Source organism: Thioclava sp. SK-1 (assembly GCF_001705665.1).
In the GTDB taxonomy this organism is placed as follows: domain Bacteria; phylum Pseudomonadota; class Alphaproteobacteria; order Rhodobacterales; family Rhodobacteraceae; genus Thioclava.
Genome location: NZ_MDHA01000032.1, coordinates 344,971 through 360,692 on the forward strand (window position 1 = coordinate 344,971; position 15,722 = coordinate 360,692).

At 56.0% G+C, this 15,722-nt stretch carries 15 protein-coding genes; 11 read left to right on the top strand and 4 right to left on the bottom strand.

Going from position 1 to position 15,722, the window contains the following annotated elements; genetic code table 11:
* Positions 1–72: 72 nt before the first annotated feature.
* Entirely contained in the window at positions 73–486 is a 414-nt protein-coding gene (locus BFP70_RS07805; RefSeq protein WP_066010954.1) for a hypothetical protein, read from the bottom strand.
* A gap of 178 nt (positions 487–664) precedes the next feature.
* Here BFP70_RS07805 and ftsY point away from each other — a divergent pair, with 178 nt between their 5' ends.
* Complete coding sequence (ftsY, locus tag BFP70_RS07810; RefSeq protein WP_066010789.1) at positions 665–1,765, top strand: signal recognition particle-docking protein FtsY; 1,101 nt, start codon at positions 665–667, stop codon at positions 1,763–1,765.
* A gap of 39 nt (positions 1,766–1,804) precedes the next feature.
* A complete protein-coding gene (locus BFP70_RS07815; RefSeq protein ID WP_066010790.1) occupies positions 1,805–2,434 on the top strand; it encodes an inner membrane-spanning protein YciB in 630 nt (209 codons plus the stop codon).
* Between the two features lie 19 nt (positions 2,435–2,453).
* Here BFP70_RS07815 and BFP70_RS07820 read toward each other — a convergent pair whose 3' ends face one another.
* Complete coding sequence (locus tag BFP70_RS07820) at positions 2,454–3,005, bottom strand: isochorismatase family protein (protein ID WP_066010791.1); 552 nt, start codon at positions 3,003–3,005, stop codon at positions 2,454–2,456.
* Positions 3,006–3,147: 142 nt separating this feature from the next.
* Here BFP70_RS07820 and BFP70_RS07825 point away from each other — a divergent pair, with 142 nt between their 5' ends.
* From BFP70_RS07825 to BFP70_RS07835, 3 genes are all read left to right on the top strand, one after another.
* Positions 3,148–4,326, top strand: a complete 1,179-nt coding sequence (locus tag BFP70_RS07825) for an aminotransferase class V-fold PLP-dependent enzyme (RefSeq protein ID WP_066010792.1) — start codon at positions 3,148–3,150, stop codon at positions 4,324–4,326.
* A gap of 86 nt (positions 4,327–4,412) precedes the next feature.
* On the top strand, positions 4,413–5,501 hold the full coding sequence (folE2, locus tag BFP70_RS07830; protein WP_255356638.1) for a GTP cyclohydrolase FolE2: 1,089 nt from the start codon (positions 4,413–4,415) through the stop codon (positions 5,499–5,501).
* Positions 5,502–5,716: 215 nt separating this feature from the next.
* Complete coding sequence (locus tag BFP70_RS07835; RefSeq protein ID WP_066010793.1) at positions 5,717–8,137, top strand: ATP-dependent helicase; 2,421 nt, start codon at positions 5,717–5,719, stop codon at positions 8,135–8,137.
* Between the two features lie 28 nt (positions 8,138–8,165).
* On the opposite strand, the gene BFP70_RS07840 is transcribed toward BFP70_RS07835, so the two are convergent.
* Positions 8,166–8,945, bottom strand: a complete 780-nt coding sequence (locus tag BFP70_RS07840; protein ID WP_066010794.1) for a 23S rRNA (adenine(2030)-N(6))-methyltransferase RlmJ — start codon at positions 8,943–8,945, stop codon at positions 8,166–8,168.
* Positions 8,946–9,155: 210 nt separating this feature from the next.
* Between BFP70_RS07840 and BFP70_RS07845 the strand changes: the two genes are divergently transcribed.
* Positions 9,156–9,533 carry a hypothetical protein gene (locus BFP70_RS07845; protein ID WP_066010795.1) on the top strand — a complete coding sequence of 126 codons (378 nt, stop codon included), beginning with the start codon at positions 9,156–9,158 and terminating at the stop codon, positions 9,531–9,533.
* Positions 9,534–9,537: 4 nt separating this feature from the next.
* Here BFP70_RS07845 and BFP70_RS07850 read toward each other — a convergent pair whose 3' ends face one another.
* Positions 9,538–9,738, bottom strand: a complete 201-nt coding sequence (locus BFP70_RS07850) for a DUF1127 domain-containing protein (protein WP_066010796.1) — start codon at positions 9,736–9,738, stop codon at positions 9,538–9,540.
* 283 nt (positions 9,739–10,021) lie between these two features.
* On the opposite strand from BFP70_RS07850, the gene BFP70_RS07855 reads away from it, so the two are divergent.
* The 5 genes from BFP70_RS07855 (at position 10,022) to BFP70_RS07880 (ending at position 15,672) form a co-directional block, all read left to right on the top strand.
* Entirely contained in the window at positions 10,022–11,092 is a 1,071-nt protein-coding gene (locus tag BFP70_RS07855) for an Mrp/NBP35 family ATP-binding protein (protein ID WP_066010797.1), read from the top strand.
* A gap of 916 nt (positions 11,093–12,008) precedes the next feature.
* The gene (locus tag BFP70_RS07865; protein ID WP_255356639.1) at positions 12,009–12,485 is read left to right on the top strand and encodes a division/cell wall cluster transcriptional repressor MraZ; all 477 of its coding nucleotides are present in this window, start codon (positions 12,009–12,011) and stop codon (positions 12,483–12,485) included.
* Between the two features lie 9 nt (positions 12,486–12,494).
* Entirely contained in the window at positions 12,495–13,523 is a 1,029-nt protein-coding gene (gene rsmH, locus BFP70_RS07870) for a 16S rRNA (cytosine(1402)-N(4))-methyltransferase RsmH (protein ID WP_066010800.1), read from the top strand.
* A complete protein-coding gene (locus BFP70_RS07875; protein WP_066010801.1) occupies positions 13,520–13,885 on the top strand; it encodes a hypothetical protein in 366 nt (121 codons plus the stop codon). The genes rsmH and BFP70_RS07875 overlap by 4 nt, the downstream gene beginning before the upstream one ends.
* A complete protein-coding gene (locus BFP70_RS07880) occupies positions 13,882–15,672 on the top strand; it encodes a penicillin-binding protein 2 (protein ID WP_066010802.1) in 1,791 nt (596 codons plus the stop codon). The genes BFP70_RS07875 and BFP70_RS07880 overlap by 4 nt, the downstream gene beginning before the upstream one ends.
* Positions 15,673–15,722 lie beyond the last annotated feature (50 nt).

Sequence of the window (15,722 nt, forward strand, 5' to 3'; positions counted from 1 at the left end):
ACCAAGGTCGCCTTCGCTTGGGCATCGAGCCCGCGCGCAGGCGGTCGCAGGCCCGGTGGGCCTGCTTCGGGTCTAGACCCCGATGTCGGGGCCGGGGCAGGCCAGTGGCTCTGCACTTTCGGTAAGTGAAATCAGCGGCGTGCTGTCATCATCGCCCATGAACCGCGCCATCAGCCCGTTATCGGTGTCATGAAATGTCCAGCATTGCAGCCCATTGTCATCTTGGTAATCAAAGCAGATCTGCGGCCCGTTTTGAAACCATGTGCCTTCTTTGCATTCCCCTTCTGCAAAGGCCCAAAGCACGCGATTATGTGGTAGATATTGTTCAACCCCATAGGGCATTCCGCCCGAGGAATAGGTGATGGTTTTGCCCGATGTGCGCGCGTCAAACGCCGCAGCATCAAGCGGCGGCGACACATCGGCCGCACCTGCCCACCCCGCAAAACAGGCCGTCATAAGGAAAATGCAGGCAAAGCGGAGGATCATTGGTGGCTCCCTGAAAAACACAATATATACGGTGGTGCTGACAGTGACAGGTCCAAGGGCGCTTGAAAACCCAAACCCGCGTAATCCATCTTGCCCCAAGCGGCGTCTTTCCTTGGGTTCTGCCCTTCCATCACGGCGCTTGATTGATTAGGTGATAAGAAACCAGCAGGGACCACCAATGTCATTTTTCAAAAAGTTGAAATCGCGTCTGACACGTTCATCTTCGCGTTTGGAGGATGGGTTGGAGGATCTGGTGACAGAAGGGCAGGCCGCTGATGCACCCGCGCAGCCAACCGCCGACCCCGACGTGGCGCCACAACATCAGACCGCAGCGCCCGCAGTGGTGCCGGTTGGCCTGCCCAGCGAGGATGCACCACAGCCCACGGGCAAAGATGGTGGCGTGTTTGGGCGTTTTTTGGGCCGGGCCACCACCAATGAGCCGCGGCGGGTGCTGGATGACGACTTTTTGGAAAGCCTTGAGGATTTGCTTATCGCCTCTGACATGGGGGTAGATACTGCGCAGCGCGTTTCGGCCAATCTGGCCGAGGGGCGGATGGGGCGGAAACTATCCGTGTCCGAGATCAAGGCGCTTTTGGCACAAGAGATCACGCGGATCATGGATCCTGTCGCGCGGCCGATGCCGATCTATCCAAAACGCCCGCAGGTGGTATTGGTTGTCGGGGTGAATGGTTCTGGCAAAACCACAACCATCGGGAAACTGGCACTGCAGTTCAAGGCGGCAGGAAAATCGGTGGTGATTGCGGCCGGCGATACGTTCCGCGCCGCTGCGGTGGAGCAATTGAAGGTCTGGGGTGAGCGGGCCGATGTGCCTGTGCTCACGGCACCAGAAGGGTCTGATCCGGCCAGCCTCGCCTTTGACGCGATGACGCGGGCGGAAGCCGATGGCGCAGATCTGTTGCTGATCGACACAGCGGGGCGGTTACAAAACCGATCTGATCTGATGGAAGAATTGGCAAAAATTGTGCGGGTGATCCGTAAAAAAGACCCTGACGCGCCGCATAACACGCTGTTGGTTCTGGATGCGACGACAGGGCAAAACGCGCTGAACCAAGTGGATATTTTCCGTAATATCTCTGACGTGTCGGGGCTGGTGATGACCAAGCTGGATGGTACGGCGAAGGGTGGCGTTCTGGTCGCTTTGGCGGACCGGTTTGGTCTGCCGATCCACGCGATTGGCGTTGGTGAACAAATTGACGATTTGGCCGCGTTTGAACCTGAAGATTTCGCCAAAGCGCTGGTTGGGCTGGACGAGGCATGATGGCACAGGCATCGCAGACAGACCAAGCAGGAGCACGACATGGCGCATGAGCCTTCAACAGGTAAGACCATCAGCCCGGCGCTGAAAGCGGTGCTGGAATTTGGTCCCATCGTGGCGTTTTTCGTCACCTATATGAAGATCAAAGACGATAGCTTCCTGATCCACGGGGTTGAATATTCGGGTTTTGTGCTGGCCACGGCTGCGTTTATCCCGCTGATCGTGATTTCGACGCTGTTGTTATGGCGATTGACCGGGCGCCTTGCGCCGATGCAAATAGCAACCTTGGTTTTGGTGGTGGTTTTCGGTGGTTTGTCGGTGTGGTTGAACGATCCGAAATTTTTCAAGATGAAGCCGACAATCATCTATCTGCTGTTCTCGGGTCTGTTGTTCTATGGGCTGTGGCGCGACAAACCATGGTTAAAACTGGTGATGGAAGGGTCATTGCCAATGCGCCACGCGGGCTGGGTGATTCTGACGCGGCGCCTGGCCTTACTGTTTCTGGGATTGGCCATCGCGAATGAGGTGATTTGGCGCACAATGTCAGAAGAGGCTTGGGTGAATTTCAAGACATTCGGTCTGACGGGCTTGATGTTCGTGTTTTTCATGGCCCAAGGCGGGCTGATCAAAACTTATGGCATCGACAAGGACGCAACCGGCGACGGTGAGTGATAATGTCCGCTTCGTAAGGTTAACGCGGTGAAAATTCATTGATCAGCGCGGCGGTTGTGCTGATATCTGCGAAGCCTGACCGCAGCAGCCCGATAGTGACATCATGGATTTGTTGTGCGCTGACGCCACTGTCGGGCAGGTCAAAACCCAGCACGGCATCTTCGACAATCGTGACACCATAGCCCAGATCACAGGCCGCACGCGCAGTCGAGGCCACGCCGAACCCGGTTTCGGCACCACAGATGATCAGATCTGATATCCGCGCATGCATCAGGTGATTTTGTAAATCCGTGCCGGAAAATGCGGAAGATCCGCTTTTTTGAAACACCATTTCATCGCCGCGCGCCAGATCGCAGGGCAGGGGTTTGGCGCCTTTGGCATTCGGATGGAAAATCGCCCCGGGCTTCATGTCCCGGTGCCGGATATGGATCACAGATACATTCCCATCACGGCAGGCCTTCGCCAGCAGTGAAATACGCGTGTTTGCATTGCCGTTGACATGATCACGACCGGCGTCGATCCGTGTCAGCATTTCGGCCTGCATATCGAGAATCAAAAGAGCTTTATTCATGTGCCGACGCTAGCGCGAATGTGTTACCAAGGCCTTGCATTTCGAAGGCTTTTCGCGTGGTGCAGATCTGCCATGTTATTGACCCGCGTCAGAGGGCAGAGTATCGCGGTAAAACACGCGGCAGATAGCTGCAGGAGGGAAGATGATGAGCGACTGGAACACCCGTACGAAACTGGTTCACGAAGGTATTCGCCGCAGCCAATATGGCGAGCTGGCCGAAGCGATGTTCTTGACGCAAGGCTTTCTTTACCCGTCTGCTGAGGCCGCTGAGCAACGGTTTTTGAACCCCACGGATGATGAATTTATCTACGCGCGCTACGGCAACCCGACCACGCGGATGTTTGAAGACCGGATGGCCGCAATTGAAGGCACCGAGGACGCTTTTGCCTGTGCCTCCGGTATGGCGGCGATCAATGGTGCGCTGACCTCATTGGTGAAAGCCGGTGATCATATCATCGCGGCCCGGCAGATGTTCGGGTCATGCCTGCACGTGCTCAAGGTGTTGCAAGGCTTCTCGGTTGAGGTGACCTTGGTGGATGGCACGGACCTTTCCGCATGGCAGGCGGCAATGCAACCCAATACCAAAGTTTGCTTCTTTGAATCCGTGTCGAACCCGGGCCTGGAGGTGATTGATATCAAAGGAGTGGCCGATATTGCCCATGCGGGCGGTGCGGCGGTCGTGGTTGATAACGTATTCTCGTCTCCGATCTATTCCAAGGCGGTTGAATTGGGTGCCGATATCATCGCCTATTCGACGACCAAACATATTGACGGTGGCGGGCGGGCATTGGGTGGTGTCGTGCTGGGCAGTAAGGATTATATCCGCGGTCCGCTGGAAACCTATGTAAAACATACCGGCGGCGCGATGAGCCCGTTCCACGCATGGATCATGTTGTCTGGCATGCAAACGCTGGACCTGCGGGTTCGGGCGCAGGCCGCCAATGCCGAGCTGGTGGCAAAAGCCTGCGACGGGCATGCGAAACTTCAACGGACGATTTACCCGGCGCTGACCAGCCATCCACAACATGGTTTGGCGATGGCGCAGATGGGTTCTGGTGGGACCATGGTTGCATTGGATCTGGCGGGTGGAAAAGAGGCTGCGTTCAAGTTCCTTAATGCGATGAAAATCGTTTCTATTTCAAACAATCTGGGCGATGCGAAATCTATCGCGACGCATCCGGCCACGACCACCCATAAGAATTTATCCGAAGAGGAGCGTGCCTTGATCAATATCACGCCCGGTTTGGTAAGAATTTCACTGGGGATCGAAGATGGTAACGATTTGTTAACTGATATCTTGAATGCCTTGGGGGCAGTTTAAGTGTTGTTAACGATCTGAGTTTTTTGCGTGGACATGCGCTCGAGCACCTCCATATAGAAGGCTCTATAGACCCGATGGGGGTGCGAATGAATATGACCCGTAAAATCACGACGCGCGATGCGGCTCAATCCGCGTTAGAGACACTTCGCGACTGGGCGCAGGCGGCCACCCCTGAAGAGGTGGCCGCGCTTGATCCGGCGATTGCACGATTGCTACCTGACCGCGCCGTGTCCAACTACCCGGATTTGTCGCGCAATTATGATCGCGATTTCATCGTGGATGACGCGTATAAAAATACGATGCCAGATCTGCAAAACGGCCCTTCATCGCTGATCGTTGGGGCGAAAACGCGGATCGGCCATGTCGGAATCTCTAATTTTCGCTTGCCAATCCGCTATCATAGCCGCGAAGGCGCAGACCGTGAGCTGGAAACATCGGTCACTGGCACAGTCAGCCTAGAGGCCGAGAAAAAAGGCATCAATATGAGCCGGATCATGCGCTCCTTCTACGCGCATGCTGAATCGAATTTCTCTGCAGAAGTGATGGCATCGGTTCTGGATGATTATAAATCCGATCTCGATAGCTTTGATGCTCGGCTCGCGATGTCATTTTCCTACCCAGCGCGCCGTGATTCCCTGCGCTCTGGCTTGTCAGGATGGCAATATTACGACATCGCGTTGGAAATGATCGAGCGCCACGGACAACGTAGCCAGATCTTGCATCTGGATTACGTCTACAGCTCGACCTGTCCTTGTTCTTTGGAGCTGTCGGAACACGCGCGCCAACAGCGCGGTCGATTGGCGACCCCACATTCGCAACGCTCGGTTGCGCGTATCTCTGTGCGGATCAATGAGGGCGATGTTCTGTGGTTTGAAGATCTGATAGATCTCGTGAGAACAGCTATACCGACCGAAACACAAGTGATGGTCAAACGCGAAGATGAACAAGCCTTCGCGGAACTTAATGCCGCCAATCCGATCTTTGTCGAAGATGCTGTGCGGGCTTTCGCCGCTGCGTTGCAAGGCGACGATCGAATTGGCGATTACCGGGTCGTGGCATCTCATCAAGAGAGTCTGCACAGCCATGATGCTGTCGCAATCCTCGTTGAGGGTAAGACATTTTTGTCGGAAAGCTTGGATCCAAAGCTATTTTCGAGCCTTATCCACGCAGGGTAAGTAGTTGAGTGACGTCAGGGGGGCTCTGCCCCCTTGGCCTTTGGCCAATTCCCCCGGGATATTTGTGGCAAGCTGAAAGCCCTTTCATCTTGCTTAATATATCCCGGGGTGGCGTCGAAGACGCAGGGGCAGAGCCCCTTTTTCAGCCTAAGTGATGTGTGAACATTTTGCGAACATGCCTTGGCGAGGCCGCGTGAACAGGATAAGTTCACATCATGAATAGCTATGATGATGACCCATATGAAGCCGCGATGAGTTTGTCGCAACGTGCAATGATGTCTGCGCGGCCTACTCCCTATATGGACGGTTTAAATTCTGCTCAGCGTGATGCGGTTGAAACCATGGACGGTCCGGTTTTGATGCTTGCTGGCGCAGGTACAGGTAAGACCAAAGCACTGACGTGCCGTATCGCTCATTTGATTCACAGCGCTAAGGCGCGTCCAAATGAAATCTTGGCGGTGACCTTCACCAACAAAGCTGCACGGGAGATGAAGGACCGTATAGGCGCGTTGCTGGGCGGTTCAATTGAGGGAATGCCTTGGTTGGGCACGTTTCACTCGGTGTGTGTAAAGCTTTTGCGGCGGCATGCCGAATTGGCGGGCTTGAAATCGAATTTCACCATCTTGGACACAGATGACCAAATCCGGCTTTTAAAGCAACTTATTATCGCAGCGAATATGGACGAAAAGCGTTGGCCTGCGCGACAATTGGCGGGACTGATCGATGGTTGGAAGAATAAGGCGTTGACGCCATCGAAAGTTACTGGCGGCGAGACAGCGGCTTTTGATAGCCGCGGGTCAGAATTATATGCGCTGTATCAAGATCGTTTGCGGGCTTTGAATGCGGTCGATTTTGGCGATCTTTTGCTGCATATGGTGACAATATTTCAAGCCCATCCTGACGTTTTAGCGCAATATCAGCGCTGGTTCCGTTACGTCATGGTGGATGAGTACCAAGATACCAATGTGGCCCAATATCTTTGGCTACGGTTACTGGCGCAAGGGCATAAAAATATCTGCTGCGTTGGGGATGATGATCAGTCGATCTATGGGTGGCGCGGAGCCGAGGTTGGCAATATTTTGCGGTTCGAGAAGGACTTTCCCGGCGCAAAAGTTGTTCGTTTGGAGCAAAATTATCGCTCGACGGAACATATTTTAGGGGCCGCCTCCGGATTGATCGCTGGGAATGAAGGGCGATTGGGAAAAACCTTATGGACTGAGCAAAAGGGCGGTGAGAAGCTGCGCCTGATCGGGCATTGGGACGGAGAAGAAGAAGCGCGTTGGATCGGGGAAGAGGCGGAGGCTTTGTCGCGCGGCACTCGGGGCCTTGATCCGCAGCGGTTAAACAATCAGGCGATTTTGGTCCGCGCGTCCCATCAGATGCGGGCGTTTGAAGACCGGTTTTTGACTATTGGTTTGCCGTATCGCGTTATTGGGGGACCACGTTTTTATGAGCGAATGGAGATTCGCGATGCAATGGCTTATTTCCGTTTGGCGATCCAGCCTGAAGATGATCTGGCTTTTGAACGCATCATCAACACACCCAAGCGCGGTTTGGGCGATAAGGCGCAGCAGAAAATCCAAATCGCAGCAAGGTCCAACGGGCTTAGCCTGCTAGATGGGGCGCGTTTGGTGCTGCAGGCGGGTGATATCGGCGGCAAGGGCGGCAACCAGCTGCGGGCATTTGTTGACAATATCGATCGTTGGCATGCCGATATCCTTGGCGCCTCATCGGCGACAGCGCGCAGCCCGGCGGATGATGAAGATGAGCTGTTTGAGGTTATGGAGGACGCTGTTCCCCCGGCCAATGATCACTCCCATCTGCGTCTTGCGGAACAGATCCTAGAAGACTCCGGTTATGTCGCGATGTGGCAAAATGACAAGACGCCGGAAGCGCCCGGTCGTTTGGAGAACTTGAAAGAGCTGATCAAGGCATTGGAGCAGTTTGAAAACCTTCAGGGCTTTTTGGAGCATGTCGCATTGATCATGGATAATTCATCTGAAGAAACGGATGATAAAGTGACATTGATGACATTGCATGGCGCCAAGGGGCTGGAATTCCCTGTCGTGTTTTTACCCGGCTGGGAGGATGGGCTGTTCCCCAGCCAGCGCTCGATGGACGAATCTGGGATGCAGGGGTTGGAGGAAGAACGCCGCCTTGGCTATGTGGGGATCACCCGCGCAGAAGAGATCTGTTACATCTCATTTGCAGGCAATCGACGTGTGTATGGGCAATGGCAGACACAAATGCCATCGCGGTTCATCGATGAATTGCCAGCGCAGCATGTGGATGTGATGTCGCCACCGGGATTGGGCCAGAAAAATTATGGCTCGACCATGGGCAATCAGATTGATGAGCGCGCGGCCAAGGCCGATGTCTATAACTCTCCGGGGTGGAAGCGCTTACAATCACGCGGCGCTTCACAACCCAAATCGCCCAGCCGTCCGGGCCGATACGATGTGGATGCGATCGCCTTTGAAATTGGTGCGCGGGTGTTCCACAAGAAATTTGGCTATGGCGAGGTAATGGGGTCAGAGGCCGACAAGCTGATCGTGGAATTTGACAAAGCTGGCACGAAGAAGCTTTTGGCATCTTTCGTGGTGTCCGCGGATGCGGCCGGGGATGTGCCGTTTTAGGCCATTCCCGGCGCCTTAGTGCGAATATTTACAATGTTGCGAACAGCTTAGACAGGCGCTGTGCCTCGCCTTCGATGCCCCATGGCGGGTTTAGGATAAACATGCCAGATCCGATCATGCCGTGCCCTTCGCGGGCAGGGGGGAAATGCACCTCATGGATCAGGGCATCGGGATGTTCTGCGCGCAGCCGCATGACCATCGGCAGTTGCGCTTTGCTGGCCAAAATCGGATACCACAGCGCGATAATCCCCACATTCCATTTGCGTGCAACCTGGGAAATCAGCTTTGGCACGTCGGTATAATCGGTTTTGACCTCCCAAGAGGGGTCAATCAGCATCAGACCGCGCCGTGGGGTCGGAGGCGTCAATGCCATCGCCAGTTCTAAGCCGTCTTGCCGATACAGTTTTGCACCACGGCCGGTCACATCGCGCAACGCGGCATATTCCTGCGGATGCAGTTCTGTCAGATGCAGAGTATCGGTTTTCCGCAAAATGTGGCGCGCAATCAGCGGGGAGCCAGGATAGCTTTGCGCTCCGTGCACATCCCGAATCGCGGCGATAGCCTGCGCCAGGGGATGATCATCGGAAAACCACTTCATTCCTTCGACACGGGAAATGCCCTGCGCGGCCTCTCCGGTTTTTGTCGCCTCAACGCTCGACAGATTATATAGCCCGCGACCGGAATGGGTTTCGATATAGCTGACGGGTTTGTCCTTGCGGATCAGATACTCCAGCATCATCGCCAAAAGCGCATGTTTTTGCAGATCTGCCAGATTTCCGGCGTGGAACGCGTGTTGGTAGGACAGCATGGCACAACTCCTTGGCTGTGCTTGGTGATGCCGTGTCGGGCAGCCCGGCGCAAGGGGCCAATCCGCATCGCGATGTATAATGGCCACCCCTGAAATGAAAAAACGGTGACGCCCAGGGAGGAGGAGGGGCGTCACCGTCTTAAAGCCTCGGGTCCAGGGAGGAGGAGAGGACCGTCGGAATGTCGGCATACCCTCGGGAGGAGGTGAAGGTTGCCTATCCCGGATGCCCCAAGGGAGGAGGAGGGGGTCCGGTATCTGAATGGCGGAACCCTCAGGGAGGAGGAGGAGGGTTCCGCCGAAACGATCGGCTCAGGGAGGAGGAGGAGCCGTTCGTATTTTAGTTGGGTATTCGCTACCCGAATGTCTACCCTTGCCCGGGGATTTGTGAAGCGGTGGCTCAGGGAGGAGGAGGAGCCACCGCTTCGAATACGAGACCTCAGGGAGGAGGAGGAGGCCTTCGCATTGGCGTCCGACATGGATCATCGGGATCCTGTGGTCGGTATATTTGCAGCGGAACCCTCAGGGAGGAGGAGGAGGGTTCCGCCAATTCCTAAGGCCCAGGGAGGAGGAGGGGCCTTTGGAAACTGAATTCTTACTTTGCGTAGGCTGCTTCTGCAGCGACGCGGGTGATCATCGAACGGGCGATGCCCAGATCGTCGAGTTCGCGGTTTGAAAGGCTTTTCAATTCACGCAGTGTCAAGTTGTAGACTTTGCGGCGTGCGATCGCGTCTTTCAGGCCGGCCATGAAACCCGAACCAGCGCGTGTGCCTTGGATATCCTGTGCGAATGCCATTAGACTGTTTCCTTTGTGCGTGCTTTCGGACGTTGTGTCCGTCTTGGTTGCTGCAAGGTTGTTCCCTGCTGATGAACCTAAGATGGCGCTAACGGAGGCATTTCACAACGGACGGTTCTACAAGGCCGACATGCGTTAAACGCATATCATTTTTGAACCTAATCATGCCCGAATTTTGGTGTTTTGTTGCGTAGGGCGCCTGATCTTGCATCAAACCCGGTCTGAGCCCTTGCGCATCGCGACAGTTTTGCCACAGGTTGCACAAAACTGGCATGGAGGCATCATGAGCCCGAGCAAAGAAGACATCCTAAATGCACTGCGAAACGTGCCATTGCCGGGCGGATCCGATCCTGTTTCGCGCGATTTGGTGCGGGCTTTGGCAGTAGAATCAGGCGCGGTGCGCTTTGTATTAGAGGGCGCCCCGCAATCAGAGCTGGAATCAGCGCGCGCGACGATAGAGGCCGCAGTAACAGCCGTTGCAGGCGTCACAAGCCTGTCACTGGTGATCCCGGCGGGTCCGCCGAAGGGGATGGGGGCGCCCAAAGCGCCGCAGATCGGCGGTCATCCCAAACCGCAGGCTGGACCGATGGCGGTCGCCGGCGTCAAGAAGGTCATCGCCGTAGGCTCTGGCAAAGGTGGTGTGGGGAAATCCACTGTGGCCTCTAACCTGGCCGTGTCTTTGGCGCGCGAAGGCAAATCGGTCGGCCTGCTGGATGCTGATATATACGGACCTTCACAGCCGCGTATGATGGGCGTAACTAAACGCCCGGCCTCGCCCGACGGCACGATCATTCATCCGCTTCAGGCGCATGGTGTTACCGTCATGTCTATCGGATTGATGCTGAAGGAAGATGAGGCGGTGATCTGGCGTGGCCCGATGCTGATGGGCGCGTTGCAGCAAATGCTGGGCCAGGTGAAGTGGGATCTGTATGGCGAATTGGATGTGTTGATCATCGACCTGCCTCCGGGCACGGGCGATATCCAGCTGTCACTGTGCCAGAAGACCAAACTTGACGGCGCGATCATTGTCTCGACGCCGCAAGATGTCGCGCTGTTAGATGCGAAGAAGGCGCTGGATATGTTCCGGCGGCTTAATGCCAGGGTTCTTGGCTTAATTGAGAATATGTCGACCTATGTCTGCCCGCAATGTGGTCATGAGGCGCATATCTTTGGTCATGGCGGCGTCGAGGCCGAGGCGCAGCACCTGTCGCTACCTTTCCTTGGGGCTTTGCCGCTGGAGTTAGAGGTGCGTATTGCCGGCGACGGTGGCACGCCTATTGCGGCAGGGGATGGGGCGATTGCCGATTCTTATCGCCAGATTGCACGCAACCTTATCGCGACGGGCATTTTGTAACTCTGTCACCCGCTGGGCCATGTGCCGGCGGGCTATGGGATTTCATGGGCACCATGGGATCGCATGGGAGATCAGGGATCATAAGGGAGCAGCCGGGCCAAATGGGTCCGGCTGTTTGCGTTTGGGGCCATAGGCCGTGCGAGGTGGCGCAGGCAAGGGGCCAATCGTGCAAAGTTATGGGCTGAGGCGGGTGCGTCCAAGGGCGCTGTTGTGTTCCCAGCGCCACTTTGGCGGGATTTGACGGGAATTTCCGGCCGGGAAATCTGGTCTATGGGAAATTGAGGGAATATTCCCCCGACTCGCTGGATCACGGCGAATCACGGCGCCGTGAGTCACTCCGATTCTGGTGTAAATAGGGTGTTTTTGTGCTGGACATGTGTCCCTTGGGTGACGTTTGCGCATGCTCCATGGGAATTCACGGAGAAAAATCCAAAAAAATTTTACCACTATATGTGGGTAATTATGGTGAATAAATCCCTAAACCTAGCTACTTCGTTCCCCTTGCGTTCTAACTTAACTCCCTTATCCACAAGGTTTCCCACAGAGTCGGCGTGAGCATCGTGGCCCTTTTGTGTTGCCTCCCGTGAATTCCCGTGGCAAACATTGGTCATCGCAAAGAAGGGCACAACGAGGCGAAAAGACCTCACGGCGAAAAGAGCTGGTTTCATACAGGCACCCCTCATTGCGAACCAAAGAGATCCGACGCGCGAGCGAGCAGACATCCCCCCAGGTGGCGCGCGTAGTTGGACACCCCAGGAATGGGACGATGGCGGTGGATCGGGCAGTGGCAGCAGCTCGATCCGCCGTTTTCCATTTCTGACACAAGGCGGATCGCTAAGCCGGGGCACGGTGATCCAGACAGATCGACTTCACGGACCGACGGGTCCATGCAACGAGAGGGTTCGCATTGGCGGGCATGTTCATAGGCGAATACACCTTTAAGGTGGACAGCAAGGGTCGCATGTCGATCCCTTCGTTGTTTCGTCAAGAACTGTGCGATGGCGACCCAAACCGCCCGAACGCCGATCGTCCGCGGATGATCATCGTCTACGGTCTGGATAATCAAAAACAGCTTATTGTTTACACGCAGGCCGCTTTTGAAGCGCTGGCTGCCGATATTGCCGCCAAGCCGCGTGGTGATAAGAACCGTCTGTTGCTGCAAAAATATGTGTTGGGCAAATCCCACCCGATGGAAATCGACCCGGATGGCCGGATGGTTTTGCCCGCTTTCTTGCGCGAAAAGATCGCGATTGAAAAAGAGGCATATTTTAGCGGTAACGGCGAAACCTTTGAAATTTGGAAGCCCGAAACCCATGCCGCGTTCGAGGAAACTCTGAGCCACAAAGTCATTGAAGAGCACGGCGAAGAATTCGACCCGTTCTCTCTCCTGTAAGGTGCAGCCATGAGCGGACCCGGAAAACCACATATCCCCGTCCTGCTTCGGCCCTTGCTGAAGGCGGTGGCAAATGATGACGGCGCCGTGCCCGGTGTTTGGATCGATGGCACATTTGGTGCAGGGGGCTACAGCCGTGGGCTGTTGGATCTGCGCGCCGATAAGGTGATCGGCGTGGACCGTGATCCGATGGTCTTTGACATGGCGGCCAGCTGGCGTGACCAATATGGGGATCGGTTACAGCTGGTGCAGGGCACGTTTTCTGACATGGATGCATATGCCGGGGCGTTGGTTGATGGGGTTGTGCTGGATCTTGGCGTGTCCTCGATGCAGCTTGATCTGGCCGAACGTGGATTTTCGTTCATGAAGGACGGTCCGCTGGATATGCGCATGTCGCAAGACGGGCCGTCGGCTGCAGATCTGGTCAATGACATGGAAGAAGAGGCGCTGGCGGGTATCTTGTTCCACTATGGCGAAGAGCGCGCCTCGCGCCGGATTGCCAAGAATATTGTCAAAACCCGTGAGGACACGCCTTTCACCACCACGCATCAATTGGTTAGTGTGATCGAACGGTCTTTGCCACGCCCCAAGCCGGGGCAATCCCATCCTGCCACGCGCAGCTTTCAGGCGCTGCGTATCGCGGTGAATGATGAATTTGGTCAATTGATCGCGGGGCTGGAGGCGGCGGAACGCGCGTTAAAGCCGGGCGGGCAATTGGCCGTCGTCAGCTTCCACTCGCTTGAGGATCGTGTTGTGAAACGCTTTTTGCAGGCGCGTTCGGGCGGCGGCGGGCAGGGCTCGCGTTATGCACCTGTGCAACAGGCCGACGCACCTGCCTTTAAGGCCAGGAACAAATCTATCGGCCCGGATGATCTGGAACTGGCCGAGAACCCCCGCGCGCGCTCGGCAAAGCTGCGCGTGGCGGTTCGCACTGACACACCAGCGGCCCGCGTGGACCGCAGCAATCTGGGCTTGCCCAAGCCGGTTCTGGATGCGGATGCCCCCAACACCCCTGCGCAACGACGGAGACCCCGATGAGATCGCTGATTTATCTTGCCACGGCGTTTTGTGTGATGGGATTGGCCTTTTGGGCCTATCGGGTGAATTACGACACGCAAGATAAACGCGATGAGCTGCGTGCGATTCAGCGCGAAATGGCATCTTTGCAAGAAGGTTTGGGCGTGTTGAACGCGGAATGGGCCTATCTGAACCGTCCAGATCGCTTGCGCGAATTGGTGAATTTGAATTTCTCCCGTTTGCAATTGTTGCCATTGGACGCGCAGCAATTTGCTGATCCTGAGGAAATACCATATCCGGCCGCGCCAGAGCCCGCGTCGATCAATGATCCGATTGATGTAATTGCCTCAAATGTTTCATCGGGGCAGGGGGTGACGCAATGATCCGCCGACCGCTTCGTCCTTTGGCCCGGATTTTGGATGCTCGAGCCAAGGGTCAAAACCCAAAAGAGATCGAAAAAGAGAATATCCGCATCCGCGGTGAGGCGACGCGCGACAAGGCGCGCTCGCGTGCCGAGGGGCGCTTGCTGGTGATGGGGCTGGCCTTTGTGGCGGCATTTACCACCGTTGGTCTGCGTATGGGCACATTGGCCGCGTCCGAGCCCGAAGAGCCACGCTTGGCCAGTTCGGGCAATTCGATCTTGGCGCAGCGTGCGGATATCACCGACCGCGAAGGACGTGTTTTGGCCACCAATCTGGTCACACATGCGCTGTATGCGCAGCCGCCGATGATGGTTGATCCAACTGGCACCGCCGATAAGCTGTTGAAGATCTTTCCGGATCTGGACCGTGATCGGATGATCGCTGACTTTACCGGTGGCCGTAAATTCTTGTGGATCAAGAAGAAGATTTCGCCCGAGCAGATGCAGGCCGTGCATGATATCGGCGAACCGGGCTTGCTGTTTGGCCCGCGCGAGATGCGGCTTTATCCGAATGGGGCATTGGCGTCCCACATTCTGGGCGGTGCGCGTTTCGGCACGGAAGGCGTGTCGTCGGCAGAAATTATCGGCGTGGCCGGTGTTGAAAAGCAATTTGACGGTTGGTTGCGTGACCCTGCCAATGAAGGGGCGCCCTTACAGCTGTCGATTGATTTGACGATTCAGGCCGCGTTGGAAGAAATCCTGGACGGCGGCATGAAACTGATGAACGCCAAGGGTGCAACCGCCGTGTTGATGGAGGTTAAGACCGGCGAAATTGTCGCAATGGCAAGCTTGCCCGATTTTGATCCCAATAAGCGGCCCCGGCCGCTGACCTCGGGCGATGCTTCTGACAGCCCGCTGTTCAACCGAGCCGTGCAGGGCCTGTATGAGCTGGGCTCCACTTTCAAAATTTTTGCAGTCGCACAAGCGATGGAGCTGGGGCTGGTAACCCCCGATACCATGGTCGACAGCCAATCCCCGATGCGCGTGGGCCGGTTTCGGGTGCGCGATTTCCATAATTACGGGAAAACCTTATCGGTCACAGATGTGATCAAGCATTCGTCCAACGTCGGCACCGCCCATATCGTGGAAATGTTTGGCCCGGACGCGCAAAAGCAATTCCTTGGGAAGCTTGGGTTCTTGAAACCCACCCCGGTTGAGATGATCGAGGCCCCGACTGGGCAGCCGCAGCTGCCACCGAAATGGACCGATGTTTCGGCAATGACGATCGGCTATGGCCACGGGCTGGCTGCAAGCCCGCTGCATTTGGCGACCGCCTATGCGACCATTGCCAATGGCGGTGTGCAGATCCAACCCACATTGCTGCACAACCAGCCCCGACCGCGCGGCGAACGTGTCATGCGCGAAGATGTGGCGCGTAAATCGCTGGCAATGATGCGGGTTGTTGTGACGCGCGGAACCGCCTCTTTCGGGGATGTGCCCGGATATGAGGTGGGCGGTAAAACCGGTACGGCGGATAAGGTGAAACCGACCGGCGGATATTACGATGATCGTGTTATTGCTACTTTTGCAGGAGCATTTCCGATTTCAGACCCCAAATATGTTCTGGTTCTGACATTGGATGAACCTTCGGAAAACTCTGGCAGCACGCCGCGCCGGACTGCCGGTTGGACGGCCGTGCCCGTCGCAGCCGAGGTTATTCGCCGCACAGCACCGCTTTTGGGTCTGCGCCCGCATGAGGCCGCGACCACGATGGAAGGCATTCGCTTGGTCAAGCTGAAGGGCGAATAATCCGCACGCAAGTTTGCGCCGATCGCGGGGCTTGTCTGCGTTGACCTTTC